Source organism: Candidatus Rokuibacteriota bacterium, assembly GCA_016209385.1.
Classification (GTDB): domain Bacteria; phylum Methylomirabilota; class Methylomirabilia; order Rokubacteriales; family CSP1-6; genus JACQWB01.
Window position 1 is genome coordinate 1 of sequence record JACQWB010000058.1, and the last position, 16,332, is coordinate 16,332.

At 66.7% G+C, this 16,332-nt stretch carries 14 protein-coding genes; 13 read left to right on the forward strand and 1 reads right to left on the reverse strand.

The annotated features are described in order from the left end of the window. The first annotated feature begins 358 nt into the window (after positions 1-358). The 7 genes from HY726_04120 to HY726_04150 all read left to right on the forward strand — a co-directional run bounded on the left by HY726_04120 (position 359) and on the right by HY726_04150 (position 8,478). Positions 359-1,717, forward strand: a complete 1,359-nt coding sequence (locus tag HY726_04120; protein ID MBI4608177.1) for an FAD binding domain-containing protein — start codon at positions 359-361, stop codon at positions 1,715-1,717. 5 nt (positions 1,718-1,722) lie between these two features. Next, on the forward strand, positions 1,723-2,196 hold the full coding sequence (locus tag HY726_04125) for a (2Fe-2S)-binding protein (protein ID MBI4608178.1): 474 nt from the start codon (positions 1,723-1,725) through the stop codon (positions 2,194-2,196). After that, positions 2,193-4,562, forward strand: a complete 2,370-nt coding sequence (locus HY726_04130) for a carbon-monoxide dehydrogenase large subunit (GenBank protein ID MBI4608179.1) — start codon at positions 2,193-2,195, stop codon at positions 4,560-4,562. Before HY726_04125 ends, HY726_04130 begins: the two co-directional genes overlap by 4 nt. Positions 4,563-4,719: 157 nt before the next feature. Further along, the gene (locus tag HY726_04135; GenBank protein MBI4608180.1) at positions 4,720-5,307 is read left to right on the forward strand and encodes an SRPBCC family protein; all 588 of its coding nucleotides are present in this window, start codon (positions 4,720-4,722) and stop codon (positions 5,305-5,307) included. Between the two features lie 18 nt (positions 5,308-5,325). Beyond that, entirely contained in the window at positions 5,326-6,255 is a 930-nt protein-coding gene (locus HY726_04140) for an XdhC family protein (protein ID MBI4608181.1), read from the forward strand. Between the two features lie 79 nt (positions 6,256-6,334). Then, positions 6,335-7,432 carry an XdhC family protein gene (locus tag HY726_04145; GenBank protein ID MBI4608182.1) on the forward strand — a complete coding sequence of 366 codons (1,098 nt, stop codon included), beginning with the start codon at positions 6,335-6,337 and terminating at the stop codon, positions 7,430-7,432. After that, on the forward strand, positions 7,429-8,478 hold the full coding sequence (locus HY726_04150) for a hypothetical protein (GenBank protein MBI4608183.1): 1,050 nt from the start codon (positions 7,429-7,431) through the stop codon (positions 8,476-8,478). Before HY726_04145 ends, HY726_04150 begins: the two co-directional genes overlap by 4 nt. Before the next feature lie 121 nt (positions 8,479-8,599). On the opposite strand, the gene HY726_04155 is transcribed toward HY726_04150, so the two are convergent. Continuing rightward, positions 8,600-9,385 (reverse strand): ThuA domain-containing protein, encoded by a 786-nt coding sequence (locus HY726_04155; protein MBI4608184.1) that lies wholly within the window; start codon positions 9,383-9,385, stop codon positions 8,600-8,602. 228 nt (positions 9,386-9,613) lie between these two features. Here HY726_04155 and HY726_04160 point away from each other — a divergent pair, with 228 nt between their 5' ends. From HY726_04160 to pqqC, 6 genes are all read left to right on the forward strand, one after another. Further along, positions 9,614-10,936 (forward strand): amidohydrolase, encoded by a 1,323-nt coding sequence (locus tag HY726_04160; GenBank protein ID MBI4608185.1) that lies wholly within the window; start codon positions 9,614-9,616, stop codon positions 10,934-10,936. Between the two features lie 56 nt (positions 10,937-10,992). Then, on the forward strand, positions 10,993-11,277 hold the full coding sequence (locus HY726_04165) for a hypothetical protein (GenBank protein MBI4608186.1): 285 nt from the start codon (positions 10,993-10,995) through the stop codon (positions 11,275-11,277). 372 nt (positions 11,278-11,649) lie between these two features. Continuing rightward, on the forward strand, positions 11,650-13,386 hold the full coding sequence (locus HY726_04170; GenBank protein MBI4608187.1) for a PQQ-dependent dehydrogenase, methanol/ethanol family: 1,737 nt from the start codon (positions 11,650-11,652) through the stop codon (positions 13,384-13,386). After that, complete coding sequence (locus HY726_04175; protein ID MBI4608188.1) at positions 13,383-14,438, forward strand: transporter substrate-binding domain-containing protein; 1,056 nt, start codon at positions 13,383-13,385, stop codon at positions 14,436-14,438. Before HY726_04170 ends, HY726_04175 begins: the two co-directional genes overlap by 4 nt. Positions 14,439-14,697: 259 nt before the next feature. Then, the gene (gene pqqB, locus HY726_04180) at positions 14,698-15,618 is read left to right on the forward strand and encodes a pyrroloquinoline quinone biosynthesis protein PqqB (protein MBI4608189.1); all 921 of its coding nucleotides are present in this window, start codon (positions 14,698-14,700) and stop codon (positions 15,616-15,618) included. After that, positions 15,615-16,331 carry a pyrroloquinoline-quinone synthase PqqC gene (gene pqqC / locus HY726_04185; protein ID MBI4608190.1) on the forward strand — a complete coding sequence of 239 codons (717 nt, stop codon included), beginning with the start codon at positions 15,615-15,617 and terminating at the stop codon, positions 16,329-16,331. Before pqqB ends, pqqC begins: the two co-directional genes overlap by 4 nt. The last annotated feature ends 1 nt before the right edge of the window (position 16,332 follow it).

Sequence of the window (16,332 nt, forward strand, 5' to 3'; positions counted from 1 at the left end):
AGGAATGGTGGTTCGAGCCGAGGGGCTGCCGACGAGCCGCAGGCGAGGAGAGCCACGAGGCGAGGACCGAGTTGGTTGCGCGGGCGAAGCCCGCGCTCGGAGTGGAACCGGGAATGGTGGGCGAACCGTCAGGAGCGCAACAGCATTCAACCCTGTTAATCGGGCAGGCTTCTAGGGGCGGCGCTGCCACCGCCGGACCCTCCGGCCGAGCGCAGTGGCGGCTCGCTGCCGGGTTTTCGCTTGACAAGGTCACGGCGGTGTATTTAGTGTTGCGTGGCGTTCGGGTTCCGGGGCCCTCCAAAAAGTTACTTTCCAGAATTTCCCTCGGGTTTGTGTCGCTCCCCAGGAGGGGAGATGGTTGGCAGACATCCCGAGCCGGTTCGTTCGGCAGCCCAATCCCGCAGAGCGAAAGGAGCTGGCCCGGTTACGTCGGGAGCGGTCGAGCACCCTCGGGCTCCGCGCGGCGATCGTCCATCTCTCGGCCCAGGGAGTGCCGGTCTCTACGATCATGCGTCACCTCAGGGTTTCCCGCCCGACAGTGACGCTGTGGCTCGACCGTTTCGACGAGTCGGGCCTCGCCGGGCTTCGGGATCAGCGCCGTCCCGGTCGCCCCCCGAAACTGACCACCGACGTTCAGCGCCGGATTGCCCTGGTGGCAAGCTCACGCCCCCGGGACCTCGGGGTACAGGGCGCCGCGTGGAACCTGCCGAAGCTCAGGGAGTATCTCGTTCGGGCCGGCATCGGACCGGCGCTTTCGCTGGAGTCGCTCAGGACCGCGCTCCGAAGATGCGGGCTGAGCCTGAAGGCAGTCCCAACAGGGATGACCCGGAAAGGGACGACCATGATCCCTGGCGCTTTCGAGTACTACGCTCCAACCTCGATCCCCGACGCGATCGGCTTGCTCGCCAAGCACGGGAACGACGCCAAGGTTCTCTCCGGAGGGCAAAGCCTCATCCCGCTGATGAAGCTGAGACTCGCAACGCCGCGACATCTGATCGATATCAACCGGATTCCGGCCCTCGCGTACATCCGGGAGGCCGAGGGGGTCCTGAAGATCGGCGCGCTCACCCGTGAGTCGGACCTCGAAGAATCCGACCTCATTCGCACGCGGTATCCGATCCTCCTCGATACCAGCCGGGTCATCGCTGATCCGCTGGTTCGGAACCTGGCTACCGTCTGTGGAAATCTGGCGCACGGTGACCCGGCGAACGACCACCCCGCGACGATGCTCGCCTTGGGCGCGGAAGTCGTGGCCGTGGCGCAACGGGGGGAGCGGCGCATCCCGGTTTCCTCGTTCTTTACCGGGCCCTTTGCGAGCGCGCTCGACCCCGGTGAGATCCTGACGGAGATCCGGATCCCCATGCCTCCTGCCCGAAGCGGCGGTGCGTATTTGAAGCTGGAGCGGAAGGTGGGGGATTTTGCCACGGTGGCGGTCGCGGTCCAGCTGACCTTGACGGAGAACGGAGTCTGCGAGCGGGCGGGGATCGGCCTGACGAACGTCGGCCCCACGCCAATCAAAGCCAGGAAGGCGGAAGGGTTTCTCCAGGGCAAGCGCCTCGACGAGGGGGTCATGAAGCGGGCAGCCCAGATCGCAGCTGAGGAGTCCCGGCCGACCTCGGATCTCCGGGGCCCGGCGGAGTACAAGCGGGACCTTGTCAGGGTGTTGACGGTCCGGGCGCTCAGGAAGGCGCTCGAGCGCGCCGGCGGGGGGAGGTGAACGCCATGCGGGTGCAACTCGCGATCAACGGGGAGAAGCGTGAGGCGGAGGTTGAGCCCCGGCTCCTCCTCGTGCATCTGATCCGCGATGTCTTCCGCCTGACGGGAACGCACGTCGGGTGCGACACGACCCACTGCGGGGCCTGTACCGTCCTCCTCGATGGGCGGCCAGTCAAGTCGTGTACGATCTTTGCCGTCCAGGCTCACGGGAAGGAGCTCATGACGGTCGAGGGCCTGGAGCAGGACGGCAAGCTCCACCCGGTCCAGGAAGGCTTCATGCAGGAGCACGGCCTCCAGTGCGGGTTCTGCACGCCCGGCATGCTCATGACGAGTTATGCGTTCCTCAGCAAAAACCCCCAACCCGACGAGGACGAAATCCGCTGGGCCATTTCCGGAAACCTCTGCCGGTGCACCGGGTACGTGAACATCGTGAAGGCGATCCAGTACGCCGCCGCGAGGCTGCGGCAGGGAGGGGCATGATGGCGCTCAGGACCTCGCCCGAGATCGGAGGGATGGGGCACTCGGTGAAGCGCAAGGAGGACCCGCGCTTCATCCGGGGCAAGGGGACCTACGTGGACGACATCCAGCTCGCGGGCATGCTCTACCTCGACATCGTCAGGAGCCCGTTCGCCCACGCGAAGATCAAGAAGATCGACGCCTCGAAGGCCCTGGCGATCCCTGGGGTGCTGGCCGTGATCACCGGCCAGGACCTGGCCAAGTACAACCTCCACGGGATGCCGACCCTCATGTCTGACACCCAGATGGTGCTCCCGGTAGAGAAGGTGATGTACCAGGCCCAGGAGGTGGCCGCGGTTCTCGCCAAGGAGCGCTACATCGCCGCCGATGGCGTTGAGGCGGTGGAGGTGGAGTACGAGCCGCTCCCTGTGGTCGTGGATCCGAAGAAAGCGCTGGAACCCAGCGCGCCCGTGCTCCGGACCGACAAGAAAGACAAGAAGGACAACCACATCTGGCACTGGGAGTGGGGGGACAGGGCCGCCACCGACCGCGCCTTCCGGGAAGCCGAGGTCACGGTCAAGGAGGACATCTACATCCCGAGGATCCACGTGGCCTCGATTGAGACGTGTGGCTGCGTCGCCCACTTCGACAAGGTGATGGGCAAGCTGACGGTCTGGATGACCACCCAGGCCCCCCACGCGATCCGCACCGTGTTCGCCCTCGTCGCAGGGCACGTCGGCCTGGCTGAGCACAAGATCCGGATCGTCTCTCCTGACATTGGCGGCGGCTTCGGGGGCAAGGTGCCGGTCTATCCCGGCTACGTCATCGCCGTGGCGGCCGCGGTGCTCACGGGCGCGCCGGTCAAGTGGATCGAGGACCGGATGGAGAACCTGCAGGCCGATTCCTTCGCCCGTGACTACCACATCACAGCCGAGCTAGCCGCGACAAAAAACGGTACGCTCACGGCGCTCAGGATCAAGACGATTGCCGACCACGGCTACACCGATGCGGCGGCCAACCCTTCGAAGTTCCCGGCGGGGCTCTTCCACATCTGCACCGGCTCCTACGATTTCAAGGCCGCCCACGTGGAGGTGGACGGAGTCTATACGAACAAGCCGCCGGGGGGGATCGCCTACCGGTGCTCGTTCCGGGTCACGGAAGCCGTGCACACCATCGAGAGGATGGCGGATCTCATGGCCCACCAGCTCGGGATGGACCCGGCTGAGTTCAGGCTCAAGAACTTCATCAAGCCCGAGCAATTCCCCTACAAGTCTGCCCTGGGATGGGAGTACGACAGCGGAAACTACGCGGCTGCACTCCGGAAGGCCATGGACAAGATCGGCTACGCCGAGCTCCAGCGCGAGCAGGCCGAGAAGCGCAAGCGCGGCGAGCTGATGGGGATCGGGATCTCGAGCTTCACCGAGATCGTCGGTGCCGGTCCCTCCAAGCACTTCGACATCCTGGGCCTCAAGATGTTCGACAGTGCGGAGATTCGAATCCACCCCACCGGCAAGGTCATCGCCCGCTTCGGGACCCGGTCTCAGGGTCAGGGGCACGAGACCACCTATGCCCAGATCATCGCCGAGGAGCTGGGGATTCCGGTCGCCGACATCCAGGTGGAGGAGGGCGACACGGACACGGCTCCGTACGGCCTCGGGACCTACGCGAGTCGCTCCACGCCGACGGCCGGCGCAGCCGGCGCGATGGCGGCCCGGAAGATCCGGGACAAGGCGCGGAAGATCGCCGCCCACCTCTTGGAAGCTGCCGAGGAGGATTTGGTGTGGGAGCCGGGAAAATTTTCCGTGAAGGGCGCGCCGAACCGCTTGAAGACGATCCAGGAAATCGCCTTCGCCGCCTACACCAACCACCCGCCTGGAATGGAAGCCGGGCTGGAGGCCGTCAGCTATTACGACCCACCCAACCTGACCTATCCGTTCGGGAGCTACATCTGCGTGGTGGACATCGACAAGGGGACCGGGGAAGTGAAGGTTCGACGCTTCGTGGCGGTGGACGACTGCGGCAACATCATCAACCCGATGATCGTGGAGGGACAGATCCACGGGGGGCTGACGATGGGGCTCGCTCCTGCCCTGTACGAGGAGATCTCCTACGACGAGAACGGCAACATCCAGGGCGGGAGTTTCATGGATTACTTGCTTCCGACCGCGGTGGAAACCCCGAAGTGGGAGACGGACAAAACTTGCACCCCCTCGCCGCATCATCCGCTCGGTGCGAAAGGCGTTGGAGAGTCGGCGACGGTAGGGGCTCCGGCTGCCATCGCTAACGCGGTGGTGGACGCCCTGTGGCATCTGGGGGTGCGCCACATCGACATCCCCATCACCCCGGCCAAGGTCTGGAAGCTCCTGCGGGAGCACGGGGTGACGGAGTAGCAGCGAAGACCTCGACAGGCATCGGAAGAGGGACTAGAGGCATGAGGTCAAAAACAGCAATTTTCGTTGCCGTGCTCGTCATAGTACCCCTCCTCAGTGTTGTAACCGGCTGTGCTATACAACTCAGAACGATGTGAGCTGATTTCGTGCGACGGCCATGATGATCGAGCAGAAGTTCTCCCTGAACGCGCCGGCTGACCAGGTCTGGGCCTTGCTGACTGACCCGTATCAGGTGGCGAGCTGCCTGCCGGGAGCCGCGATCGCGGGGAAGGTGGACGACCGCACGTATCTGGGAACGGTCACCGTGAAGGTGGGACCGGTTTCGGCCAGCTACAAAGGCCAGATCCGCTTCGAGAGGCTGGACTTCGAGCGGTTAGAGGCCGAACTGGTCGGCCGGGGGCAGGATATCAGGGGAAAGGGCGGGGCCGAGATGCGGATGCAGAGCCGCCTGCAGCCGAGGGATGGTGGCACCGAGGTCACAGTGACGGCGGAGGTGAATATCAGCGGGATCCTCGCCCAGATGGGCCGTGGAATGATTGAAAGCGTGTCGAATCACCTCTTCCAGCAGTTCGCCGCCGCGATTCAGCAGAAGCTGGAGGGCGCCGTGGGCTCGGGCGAGCCGGCTGCTCAAGCAGCCGTGTCAGAGGTTAAACCACTGGACGCAGTCTCATTGGGGACCAGGGCGGTGGGGGAGGCGATGGGGCGGGCGGTCCGGCGTCTCCTCGGCAGAAAAGAGAAGACATGACGCTGGCGTGTGGGCTCCATGGCCGATGATCTGCTCGCGCTAGCGTACGAGCTCGCACAACGGGGTGAACCGTTCGCCCTGGCGACCGTGGTCCGGTGCGAACGTCCCACCTCCGCCAAGCCAGGAGCGAAGGCCGTGATCCGGAAGGACGGAACGCTCTCTGGATGGATCGGCGGAAGCTGCGCCGAGCCCGTCGTGGTCAAGGAGGCGCTCCGGGCTCTCCGCGACGGGCAGCCGCGGTTCATCGCCCTGGTCGGGCAGGGCAGCCCCGGCTCCGGAGCGCGGGAGGGCGTGCTGGAGTATGCCATGACGTGCCACAGTGGAGGGACGCTCGAGATCTACGTCGAGCCGGTCCTGCCGAGGCCCGAACTCGTCCTCGTTGGGCGGGGGCCGGTCGTCGAGACGCTGGCCAAGCTCGGGGAGGTTCTGGACTTCACCGTGGTCCTGCTGGCTTCCGAGATCTCGGCCGAGAAACTTCCCGGCCTCCGCATCACCCCGCGGAGCTTCATCGTGGTGAGTACCCACGGGACCTTCGACGAAGAAGCCGTAGAGCAGGCCCTTCTGGGCGACGCCGCCTATGTGAGCCTGGTGGCCAGCAGGCGCCGCGCCGATGCGGTGGTCGAGGCCTTGCGGGCACGGGGCGTGTCGGCCGAACGCTTGGGCCGGCTGAAGGCGCCGGCTGGGCTCGATATCGGCGCCGTCACCCCTGAGGAGATCGCGGTGAGTATCCTCGCCGAGATCGTTCAGGCATCGAGAAGCCAGAAGATCGCGTGGACGCCCGCGGACACTCCGCCGGAGGAGATCGGGGGGCGTGAGGCCCGAGATCCGGTCTGTGGCATGGTCGTGCGGATCGCCTCGGCCAAATACCGGACCGAGGTTTCCGGTGAGACCTTCTACTTCTGCTGCCTCAGGTGCAAGCAGGCGTTCGATTTCGCTCCGGAGCGATAGTCGACCCGCGGACTCGCTCCCCGCGTCGCCTCCATTCGGAGCGGTCCGCTTTTTGGCCTCGAGAGTGCCGTGATATAGTGTGAGCGCTATGCACGAGCTCTTCGAGCAGCTCGATCGGCTGCGACGCGCGGAGTCGAAGGTGGCGCTCGCCACCCTGGTCAACACGCGCGGCACGACGCCCCGCAAGGAGGGCGCGAAGATGCTGGTGGGCGCCGGGGGGCGGATCCTCGGCTCGGTGACGATCGGCGGCTGTGTCGACGCCCAGGTGATCGAGGAAGCCGAAGGTGTGCTCGGCGGCAGCGCCCCGAAGCTCCTCGAGCTGAACCTGGGGGACGAGGAGGCGTGGGAGATCGGTCTCACCTGCGGCGGCACCATCGAGGTCTTCGTCGAGCCCGTGGAGCTCGCTCGCGCCGAAGGACCGCCGCTGACCTATTACGAGATCCTCCGGGCTCACGCCGAGCAGGGTGGCAGGAGCGCGCTGATCACGCGGCTCGACGGGCCGAACAACGGAGCCAAGCTGCTCCTGCTCGACACCGGGAGGACCGAGGGGACCCTGGGCGAGCCCTTCCTGGACCGCCGGTTCGTGGCGGAGGCTCAGGAGTGCATGGCCCGCGGCGTCTCGAAGACCCTGTTCCTCGAGGGGATCCGCTGCTTCGTGGAGAGCTTCGGCCCACCATCCACGCTTCTCGTCGTCGGCGCCGGCCACGTGGCGATGCCGCTGGTGTCCCTCGCTCGCGTGCTCGGCTTCAGGACGATCGTCGTGGATGGCCGGCCTCGCTTCGCCACGCGCGAGCGCTTCCCGGACGTCGACCGGCTCGAGGTCGGCATCCCCTCCGAGGTGGTCAAGTCACTCCCGCTCACCCCTGCCACGGCGCTCGTTCTCGTCGCGCACGATTACAAGTACGACCTCCCCGTCCTCCGCCATGCGCTGGCGAGCCCGATCGGCTACATCGGGATGCTCGGGAGCACCCGGCGCGGTAACGCGATTCTGAACCTGCTGAGGGAGGAGGGGATTCCCGAGGGGCAGCTGGCCCGGATCCGCGTCCCGATCGGGCTGGACCTCGGGGCCCAGTCCGCCCCGGAGATCGCGCTCGCGATCCTGGCTGAGGTCCTGGCGGAGCGGACCGGCACGACGGGCATGCCGATCAGCCGGAAGATCAGAGAGGCGACGCGGTGAAGGCTCACGCAGTCCGGCGGTCAGCGGCGTCGGCAGGAGTCCTTGTCGGGAGGATTCTCTGCCACGATGTGAGGGACCGCGAGGGCAGGCTCGTCGGGCGAAAGGGCGAGGAGGTGGATCCGGTGACGGCGGACCGGCTCCTGGCCGCCGACTGGGAGGAGGTCCATCTGCTGGAGATCGGTCCGGCGGACCTCCACGAGGAGGACGCCGGCGCGCGCCTCGCCCGTGCTGTTGTGGGCGACGGCGTCCAGGTCAAGGGTTATACGGGCGGTCAGTGGTCGCTGACCGCCACGCGGCGTGGCCTCCTTCAGATCAGGACCGAGCTCCTCTCGCGGGTGAACGCGCTGGAAGGGATCTCGGTCTTCACCCTCTTCGACGGCCAGCCAGTGGAGGCCGGGGAGACCGTCGCCAAGGCCAAGGTCACGCCGCTGGTCATCGCCGGTGCGACCGTGGCAGAGGTCGAGCGCGTGGCCGGGCAGGCCGGTGGGGTGCTGGGAGTGCGGGCGTTCACGCCGCTGATAATCGGCGCGGTGGCCCGGGAGAGCCTCGACGGGAGGCAACGCGAGCGCTTCGAGTCCGCGCTCAAGGAGAAGGTCGACTGGTTCGGCTCCCGCCTCCTGCCGATCCACTACGCCGTCGGCGATCCGGGGTCGGTGGCCAAGGAGCTCCAGTCGCTCAGGGACGCGGGCGCCGATCTGCTGATCGTGGCTGGAGCCAGTGCCCTGGATCCCCTCGACGCGGTGTTCGGCGCCCTCGACCTCGTCGGCGCCCGGATGGAGCGGCACGGTGCCCCCGCCCATCCCGGAAGCCTCTTCTGGCTCGCCTCATGGGGCGACCGGCCGGTCATCGGAATGCCGACCTGCGGGATGTTCTCTCAGGCCACGACCTTCGACCTGATCCTCCCGCGGATTCTGGCGGGCGAGGCCGTGGCGAACCCGGAGATCACGGCCCTGGGCCACGGGGGCCTCCTGTCGCGCGAGATGGCGTTCCGGTTCCCGCCGTATCGGCCCGCGAGGCCTCGGGGCGAGCTCGACGCGGAGGAGTAAAGATCCTCGGAGGGGGGCTCCGCCCCCCTTCCGAACCTCCCCCAGAGGTTGCGCGGGCCAAGCCCGCGCTCGGAGCGCTTCGGCAGTGCGCGCGTCGACGATTGGAGCAATCGACTGGAGTTTACGGGGAGACGCCCAGCGCCCAGCGGATCCCGCCGAGCAGGTGCAGCCTGAAGCGCTCGTCCTCCCAGACCTCGCGCCCGTGCCCGAGCGCGGTGTAAAAAACCCGGCCGCGGCCGTAGCTCCTGACCCACGCCAACGCATAGTCCTTGTCGGATCGTTTGCCCTTCCCGACGTCCACCGACCGGGGGTCCAGGCTCAGCAGGACGTGGACCCCCGTTCTCGACCAGTTCCAAAACTGGTAGATCTCGTCGGTGATCTCGAAGGATCCTCCGAGGTGACGGGTCGACGGGTGGGCCGAATCCTCGACCGTGACGCGGACGCGCTGGTGCCAGGGGTGCCCGTCGAAGTAGCCGCCGAGCAGTTCGCCGTACGCGGGCACGTCGTACCAAGTGTCGCTCGCGCTGTGAATGCCGACGAAGCCGCGGCCCGCTCGCACGAACTCGAACAACGCCTCGCGCGCCTCGGCGGTCAGCGGGAGGTTTCCGGTGGTGAAGTAGAGCACGGCGTGGAACGCCTCGAAGGACTGCCGCCGGAGGCCCGCCAGCTCGTCGCGGGTATAGAGGTAGCTGACGTCGAACGCCCCTGACCGGCGCGCGAGCCCTCCGACGACCTCCTCGGCAGGCGAGAGACCCTCCGGCGCCGGCCGCCGAACGACATCGTGCTGGTAGCCCGCCGAATGGCTGACCATAAGCAGCCGCGGCAGCTTCGGTGACGATGGACTGGCCGCCGCCAGGGCGATAGCGCCGACCGAAACGGAGATAAGGGCGATCACCCTGAGAGCCATCGAACCGATTTTATGCCTCCCTTGACAACGCGCAAGGGGGCGCTTAACGTGGCGTATCCGCAGCGAAAGAACGCGAGGGCGCTCCGTGGCAAACAAGTTTACTTGACGACGCCTTTCCCAGCCCCTCTGTCCCATGCTGGGAAAGGCGTTCTCCTTTTTCTCCAAGTGCAGTCCCGCAGTCCCGCCTGTTTGGGAGTTGGATGAGGCGCAGGTAGGGAGGAGAGAGGGATGGAATTCAACATCTTCGAGCACTTCAAGGGGATCGAGAAAATCCCGAAGGACCCCCAGAATGCCGACCAGCAGGGCACCGCGTTCTTCCTCACTGGCCACATGGGCGAGCGCGTCAAGGACCACCTCGACCAGTACGCGGCCAAGGCGCGAATGTCCCGGCGCAACTTCGTCCGCTCGGGGTGCGGCTTCGCCGCGGCGATGCTCGCGGTGAACAAGATCACCGGCATGAGCTTCTTCGACGTCCAGGAGGCCGAAGCCTACGACCCGGCGGCGCGGAAGGAGCTGAGCGTCGCCCGAAAGGCGGGGATGGACCTGGTCATCGACCAGCATACGCACATCTGCTGGCGCAAGGACGGCTACGTCAAGGGGGTCAACACGAGCGAGCGAGGGATGTGGTTCGTGGATCTCCTGGACAACCTCGGCAAGGCCATGGGGCTCCCCAACGGGACGCGCGATATGACCGTGGACAACTTCGGCAAGCTGATCCTGGAGGGGAGCGATACCTCGTTGGCGATCTTCAACCCGTTCGGGTTCCGCGAGGACTACGGCGGCAAAGACATGATCCCGATCGAGGAGCAGGCCGAGGTGCGCCAGCGCTGGCCCGACCGGACGATCATGCTCGCCGGTGGCCTCACCCCGAACCAGGGCGTGCAGGTGACGCTCGAGCGGCTCCAGATGTATGTCGAGAAGCACAAGATCTCGGGGCTCAAGCTCTACACGTTCGATTCGACGCCCAAGAAGGGGTGGTGGTTCGACGACCAGAGGCTGGCCTACCCGATCTGGGAGCGCTGTCGCAAGCTCAAGATCAAGAACATCGGCTGTCACAAGGGGATCCCCTTCGGCCAGTTCATGGCTCGCTATGCCCACGTGGAAGACTTCGACAAGGTGGCGGACGACTTCACCGATCTGAACTGGATCGTGTTCCATTCCGCCTGGCCGTACCACGCCGAGCTGGCCGCCTTGAAGGGATTCAAGCCGCAGCGGAAGAACCTCTACTGCGAGCTGGGTTCGACCTTCGCCGCGACCGTGACGAATCGGCCGCTGGAGTGCGCTCACGTCCTGGGCACGCTCGTGCGCGACCTGGGCGCCGATTACGTCATGTGGGGCACCGATTCGCTGCTCTGGGGCAACCCACAGTGGCAGATCGACGCGTTCCGCCGCTTCCAGATTCCGGTAGCGTTCGTGGAGGGCTACGGCTACCCGACGCTTACCGACGAGATCAAGCGCAAGATCCTGGGCGAGAACGCCGCCAGGCTCTGGGGCATCAAGATCACGGCCAAGACCGAACCTGCCACGCCGCCGAAGGTGGTCGCAGTCTAAGGGCAGCGGGGGGCCCGCAGAGCGTGCGGGTCGCCCCGCCGTCGCGGAGGTCGGCGATGCCGCTCTACGAGTACGCGTGCGATCCGTGTCGGGTGATCTATCAGGTGCGCCACGGGATGACCGAGCCGCCGCTCGAGCGCTGCGCGCGCTGTGGCGGCGGTGTGAGGCGCTTGATCTCGGCTCCCTACCTCAACCTCGATAACTTCTCGAGCCCGACCGAGGCCAAGTACGCCAAGATGACTGCGCGCGAGGAGGTCGCGCGGGAGAAGGAGCTTCAAAAGACCTACGAGACCATCTGGCTGCCGCCGCCGGTGAAGCACAACCCCTGGGAAGAGCGGTAGTGACGCGCCAGGGCCTTGGCTGCTCCGTGGTCGCGTTTTGCCTTTGAGGACACGGCCTAAGAGGTGCTGGCTTGAGCTGTCCACGGAGTGGCTCCGCAGGCTGTTTCGATTTGCACTCCAGTACGTTTCCCGCTTGGGCGAAGGCGTGATGAGGGTTCAGGTTGTTAGCGGACGTGGGGGACAGCGGCGGACCTGAAACCTTGTGAATTGTTTCCCACCCCTCACGCGACGATATTGACAGTCGTGCGAGCGTGTTCTTATAATCCGGCCGCGCTCGATCAGTGCGAGGGAAACCACCGAAACGATTCCGGGTACGCCCTTCGTGGTGCACCGAACGGTCGTCCAACTGTCTGGCGAAGGAGGCAGAGTGCCATGCGTACGTGTTTAGTCCTCCGCGCGATCGTCGTTCTCGTCGTCTGCTCCATGCTAGCCGCTCCGGCCCCCGTACCGGCCGCCGAGTGGTCGGAGGTGACGGACTGGCGACTCCTCGAGGCCGACAAGGACGCCAACAACTGGCTCACCTACTACCGGACCTACAACGGCTGGCGCCATAGCCCGCTGTCGCAGATCAATCCGCAGAACGTCCGGCGCCTGACCCCGAAGTGGATGCTTTCCGTCGGCGAAGCTGGGAATCAGCAGGCGACCCCGCTCGTCAACAACGGTGTCATGTTCCTCACCTCGCCGTTGGGCGTCGAGATGAACCGCGTCTACGCGATCGACGCCACGACGGGGCGGGTCCTATGGAAGCACGAGACCAAGATTCCGGAGGAGGTCTCGGGCCTGGTGCGGATCCTGCCGATGAACCGCGGCGCCGCGCTCTACAAGGACAAGGTGTATTTCGGCACGCTGGACTCGCACGTCATCGCGCTGAAGGCGGCGACCGGTGAGGTCGCGTGGAAGGTGAAGACCGCCGACTTCAAGGACGGCTATTTCCACACGATGGCGCCGCTCGCGGCGAAGGGGAAGATCATCATCGGCTCCAGCGGTCCGGGCGAGATGGGCCCGCGCGGCTTCATCGCGGCGCTTGATGCCGACACCGGCCGGGAGCTGTGGCGCACCTACACGATCCCGGCTGCCGGTGAGCCCGGCTCCGACACCTGGCCGGGTGAGTCGTGGAAGTATGGCGGTGGGGCGGTCTGGCTCACCGGCACGTACGACCCCCAGCTCAACCTCGTGTTCTTCGGCGTCGGAAACCCGGCGCCGTGGGATGCGAACCTGAGAAAAGGCGCGAACCTCTACACGGACTCGACGATCGCGCTCGACGTCGACACGGGGCGGATGAAGTGGTTCTTCCAGTACCACGGCAACGATACCTGGGACCTGGACACGCCCCACGAGAACTTGCTCCTGACGATCAGCCGCGCGGGGCGGCAGATTCCGATCACCTTCCAGCCCAACAAGACCGGGTTCCACTTCAGCCTGGAGCGGGCGACGGGCAAGTTCGTCGCGGCAAAGCGCTTCACGCGCTTCATCACGATCTGGAAGGATGTGGATCCTGAGAGCGGCAAGCTGATCGAGAACGCGGGGATGCGGCCTGCGGCGGGGGCCCCGCCGATGGACATCTGCCCGTCGATCTTCGGCGGGCGGAACTGGGCTCACGCCTCCTTCCACCCCGGTACCGGGCTCGTGTACCTGCCGTCGATGGAGATGTGCAACAAGTACTCGATCGCCAAGGACATCCAGTACAAGCGCGGCGCGCTCTACATCGGCGCAGACTTCACGGCGTTCGCGGCGCAGGACCAGGCCGGCGTCGTGCGGGCGATCAACCCCAACACCGGCGACACCGCGTGGGAGTGGTGGACGCGCGCGCCCATCCAGGCCGGTGGCGTGGTCTCGACGGGGGGGGGCTTGGTGTTCGCCGGGACCCAGGATGGCCGGCTCGTCGCCCTGGACGCCAGGACCGGCGAGCAGCTCTGGGAGTTCTCGGTAGGCGCTCCGGTGACCGCCCCGCCGATCACCTACTCGGTAGGGGGCAAGCAGTACGTGGCCGTGCTCAACGGCGGCGGCAAGGTGACGGGCGACCTCCTCGTCGGCAACGATCCGAGACTCCAGTATCTCAAGAACGTGCCTGTCGGAGGCACGCTGACGGTCTTCGGGCTGTTTGATTGAGAATCCTTCGGGGAGTCGTCCCGGCCCTCCTCGCGCTCGCGACGGGGCTCGAGGCGGCGGCGGACGGGGGGCTCGACGCGATCCGTGAGCGAGGGTATGTCCGGGTCTGCGCCGACCCCTCCAACCTCCCGTTCTCCAGCTCTGACCCCTCCACTCCCGGGTTCGAAGTCGAGCTGGCGAGGCTGGTGGCGCGCCAGATCGGCGTCGAGGCGCGTTTCGAGTGGACCCTCACGTACGTGCGCGCGCTCCGGCCCCTCCGTGATGGGGCCTGCGATCTCTTCATGGGCCTGCCCCAGGACGACAGGTTCAGGGAGGCCAACCCATGGATCGCGGTGAGCCGGCCCTACTACACGATGGGCCACGCGATTCTGGCGCGGAGCGACGCCGGGATCCAGACCCTCAGCGATCTCGCCGGCAAGCGCGTCGCGATCGAGGGGATGAGCCCTGCCGACTCCTTCGTGTTCTACCGCGGGCTTGACCGGGGGATTTACCGGAGTCAGGAGGAGGCGTTCCGAGCTGTGGCGGCCGGCGAGGTGCCGGCCGCCCTCCTGTGGCTCCCGGTGGCGAGCTGGCTCGCGCGCGGCCGAGCCGACCTCCGGGTGATCCCGATCGCCGAGCCGCGTCTTGAGTTTCCGATCGGGGCTGGCGTGCGCCGCCGCGACCGCGACCTTGCCGCGGCGGTGGACGATGCCGTCGGGCGCCTCAAGGACAGCGGCAAGGTCCGGGAGGTCCTCGGACGCTACGGCGCCGTGCCGAGCCCGGGTCCCCGGGGGGAGAGATGGGTCATTCGGGTGGAGGCGAAGGACGCTGTCGAGGCCGGTCGCTCCCTGTTCTCGACGGCCTGCTCCCGCTGCCACGGGGCCGAGGGGGTTGGCGGAGGTGTCGGTGGCCTCGTCCCGGTGCTCAGGAATTATGAGGGCGGCCAGGAGAAGTTCCTCAGGATCACGCAGAACGGCCGACCGGGGACGGCCATGGCTCCGTTCAAGGGTATCCTGACCGCGGAGGAGATCCTCAGCATCTATCGGTACCTCACGTCGTTTTCGCCACAGTGACAGCGCTGCCGAGCCACTTTTTTCTTGACACCTGAACGGAGCCCCTTTAGCATGCCGCTAGCGCCTTTGGAGGGAGGTGACCTGGGTGACTTGGGAAGCGCCGACGTTCGACGAGATCAAGATGGACGCGGAGATCAGTGCCTACCAGGACGACTTCAGCCGGGAGGAATCCGTTTAGCCTCCCTCGACCGTAAGCTCACAGCCCTTCCTTTTGGTGCGTAGCCCAAGAGGAGGGGCTGTATTGTCTTCGCAACCGATCATGCGGATTCGCGTACTGGGGTCGGCAGCTGGCGGTGGGGTTCCCCAGTGGAACTGTGGCTGCCCGAACTGCCGGGAGGCCCGGCAGCGCACCGGAGGAATCCTGCCCCGGACCCAGGACTCCATGGCGGTGAGCGCGAACGGAGAGGAGTGGTTCCTGCTGAACGCCTCCCCGGAGATCCGGACGCAGATCGAGAGCTTCCCGGCACTCCACCCTCGAGGCTCCCGGCACTCGCCGGTCGGCGCGATCCTCCTGACCAACGGCGACCTCGACCACTGCCTCGGGCTCTTCTCCCTCAGGGAGTCCTACCCGCTCGTCGTGTACGCGACCGAGCGGGTCCGGCAGGGGCTCGTGGAGTCCAACGTGATCGTCCGCACCCTCCAGCGCTTTCCCGAGCAGCTCACCTGGCGCCCGCTGAAGCTCGGCCGCGAGGAAGAGCTGAGCGGCGCGGGCGGCTCACCGACCGGGCTCTCGGTGACCCCGCTGCCGCTCCCCGGCAAGCTCCCCATCCACCTGGAAGGCCTCCTGCCCCCAGACCCTGAGGACAACGTGGGGCTCTGGATCCGGGAACGCAAGGGCGGCCGGCTGCTCGTGTATCTGCCCGCCGTGGGCGCCGTCGACGGGAGCCTCCTCCAGGCCCTCGAGGGGGTCAATGCGCTCTTCTTCGACGGGACCTTCTGGTCGAGCGACGAGCTGGTTCGGCTCGGCCTGTCCACGAAGCGCGCCGAAGACATGGCCCACCTGCCGATCGGCGGGCCGACCGGGAGCCTCGCTCGCCTCACTGGCGTGACCGCCCCGCGCAGGATCTACACCCACATCAACAACACGAACCCGATCCTACTGGCGGGATCCCCGGAGCGCCGCGCGGTCGAGGAAGCCGGCTGCGAAGTGGCCGAGGACGGCCTGGAGATTCGCCTGTGAGCTCCGACGCCCCGCTCTCGCGCGAGGCGTTCGTCGAGCGGCTTCGCGAGGAGGGAAGCCGGCGCTATCACGACCGGCACCCGTACCACGCGCTGATGCACGAGGGGAAACTGACCCGCCTCCAGCTCCAGGCGTGGGTCCTGAACCGGTACTACTATCAGACGCGGATCCCGATCAAGGACGCGATCATCCTGTCGAAGTCGGAGGACCCGACGTTCCGGCGCATGTGGATCCACCGGCTGCTGGACCACGACGGCGAGGGTGAGGGGCTCGAGCTGTGGCTCCGGCTCGCCGAGGGGGTCGGGCTCGACCGCGAGGAAGTGGCGAGCTGCCGCTCCGTGGTCCCGGGGGTGCGCTTCGCGTGCGACGCGTACGTGGAGCTGGTGCGGGAGCGGAGTCTCGTGGAAGCCGTGGCTTCCTCTCTGACCGAGTTCTTCGCCCCGGACCTGATGTCCCGCCGCATCGCGGCCTGGGAAGCGCACTACCCGTGGGTGGACCGGGGCGTGCTCGAGTATTTCCGGAGCCGGGTTCCCCGCGCCCGCCGCGACTCGCAGGAGGCCCTCGATTTCGTCGTCAGGGCGGCCGTGTCCCGGGAGCTCCAGGAACGGTGCGTCGCAGCGCTCGTCACCAAGTGCGAGATCCTCTGGACGCTGCTGGACTCGGTCTACGCCGCTTACGTGTCGCCGGGGTGGCGGGTGCCGCAGGCGGGCTGAC

Coding starts and splice junctions, on each gene's coding strand:
- HY726_04125 (MBI4608178.1), top strand. CDS start 1,723: ATGCGGGTGCAACTCGCGATCAACGGGGAGAAGCGTGAGGCGGAGGTT.
- HY726_04130 (MBI4608179.1), top strand. CDS start 2,193: ATGATGGCGCTCAGGACCTCGCCCGAGATCGGAGGGATGGGGCACTCG.
- HY726_04135 (MBI4608180.1), top strand. CDS start 4,720: ATGATGATCGAGCAGAAGTTCTCCCTGAACGCGCCGGCTGACCAGGTC.
- HY726_04140 (MBI4608181.1), top strand. CDS start 5,326: ATGGCCGATGATCTGCTCGCGCTAGCGTACGAGCTCGCACAACGGGGT.
- HY726_04155 (MBI4608184.1), bottom strand. CDS start 9,385: ATGGCTCTCAGGGTGATCGCCCTTATCTCCGTTTCGGTCGGCGCTATC.
- HY726_04160 (MBI4608185.1), top strand. CDS start 9,614: ATGGAATTCAACATCTTCGAGCACTTCAAGGGGATCGAGAAAATCCCG.
- HY726_04165 (MBI4608186.1), top strand. CDS start 10,993: ATGCCGCTCTACGAGTACGCGTGCGATCCGTGTCGGGTGATCTATCAG.
- HY726_04170 (MBI4608187.1), top strand. CDS start 11,650: ATGCGTACGTGTTTAGTCCTCCGCGCGATCGTCGTTCTCGTCGTCTGC.
- pqqB (MBI4608189.1), top strand. CDS start 14,698: ATGCGGATTCGCGTACTGGGGTCGGCAGCTGGCGGTGGGGTTCCCCAG.